Raw genomic sequence first — 1,639 nt, forward strand, 5'->3', positions numbered from 1 at the left:
TAAGTTGATGGATGTGGGGTATGGCCACATATCCATCAAGTTATCTAAATAAAACACCCTCTAAAAATTAAGAATACCCAAAAATAAAATAGATATTAATTAACTTTGTTTGTTATAATTCAAACAAAATAAAAAAACGTTTACCTTTTATATTTAACGATATCAAATTTACTGGAGGGGATAAAGATGAAAAAAGCACTTTACATCAATATAGGTGGAGAAGGACACTTAAATCCAACGTTAGGATTAGTACAGGATTTAGTACAACGTGGAGACAACATCGTCTATTATTCATCAAATGATTTTGAAGAAAAAATCAAAAAAGCAGGCGCACAATTCCGTCCCATCAATCAAGAGACACAAAGAGAGCTTTCGGAAAATATGAATCTTATGACTTCCCATCCTCAAGAGTACTTATTACACTTCCTTCATGCTATGGAAAGAATTACTGATTCCATTTTCGAAGAAATTTCCAAAGAAACATACGATTACATCCTCTATGATGCACAGTCTTTACCTGGAAAATGGGTCGCTCACCATAGAGGTTTAGCATCTATTGCAAATTGGACCACATTTGCTTTTTCACAAGAACTAAAAGAAAATATGAACCTGACAGGAACAAGAAACATAGAACAAAAACAGGAGCGTTTAGCTATGCTACAAGCATTTTTGCAATTAGAAGAAATAGCAAAAATGAAACAATATTTAGAAGGAAAATATGAAGTACCCCTATCTGATAATTTTTTACTTTGTCCGGGTTCAGGCGATTTAAATATTGTCTTTACTTCTCGCTATTTCCAAAGAAACAGCAAGGATTTTAAGGATGGCTATATTTTTATCGGTCCTTCCATTACTGAAAATGGAACTCTAAGTGATTTTTCGGTTGATGAATTAAAAGGAGAACGTGTGATTTATATTTCTATGGGAACTATAATTAATAATCAACCTGAATTCTATCAAAAATGTTTCGTCGGTTTAAAAGATCTCAATGCGAAAGTAGTACTTAGTATAGGCAAACAATTAGCAGTGGAGCAACTAGGAGGTATACCTGATAATTTTATTGTTGGTAACTATCTTCCACAATTAGATATACTGCGTCAAGCGGATGTATTTATTAGTCATTGTGGAATGAATAGCACAAGTGAATCACTTTATTTTGAAGTACCTCTAGTTATGCTCCCATTTATAAATGATCAGCATACGATTGCTGAGCGAGTATACGAACTTGGCGCAGGACTTATGTTAAATATCCAGCAATTATCGGCCGAGGATTTAAAACATGCCGTTAATGAAGTGTTGCAGCATTCGCTTTACAAAGAGAATGCCAAAAAAATTAGTCAATCATTCCGTGAGGCAGGTGGTTATATCAAAGCTGTTGATGAGATTATTACATTTACTCGTTAATTCTGCTATGTATGCCACTCAAGGCCTATTAACTTAAGAATTTTATAACACCCTACAACAAAAATATAGAAGATAGAAGAAATGCTGGCAGTATCCCATACTCATCAAGCTAAGAAATTAAATACCTCACATCCACCAACTTAAAAAATCAAGTCATCCCCAAACGACAAAGCTAGCTTCTTATTTTAAAAAGATAAGAAGTGAGCCTTTTTGTCTACTATGATAATGATTGATA

1 protein-coding gene is annotated in these 1,639 nt (G+C 33.6%); it reads left to right on the forward strand.

Annotation, left to right across the window (positions count from 1 at the left end):
- Nucleotides 1–186: 186 nt before the first annotated feature.
- Nucleotides 187–1,404, forward strand: a complete 1,218-nt coding sequence (locus ABWK52_RS28205; protein ID WP_353772317.1) for a macrolide family glycosyltransferase — start codon at nucleotides 187–189, stop codon at nucleotides 1,402–1,404.
- The last annotated feature ends 235 nt before the right edge of the window (nucleotides 1,405–1,639 follow it).

This window comes from Bacillus sp. AP50, assembly GCF_040492675.1.
In the GTDB taxonomy this organism is placed as follows: domain Bacteria; phylum Bacillota; class Bacilli; order Bacillales; family Bacillaceae_G; genus Bacillus_A; species Bacillus_A cereus.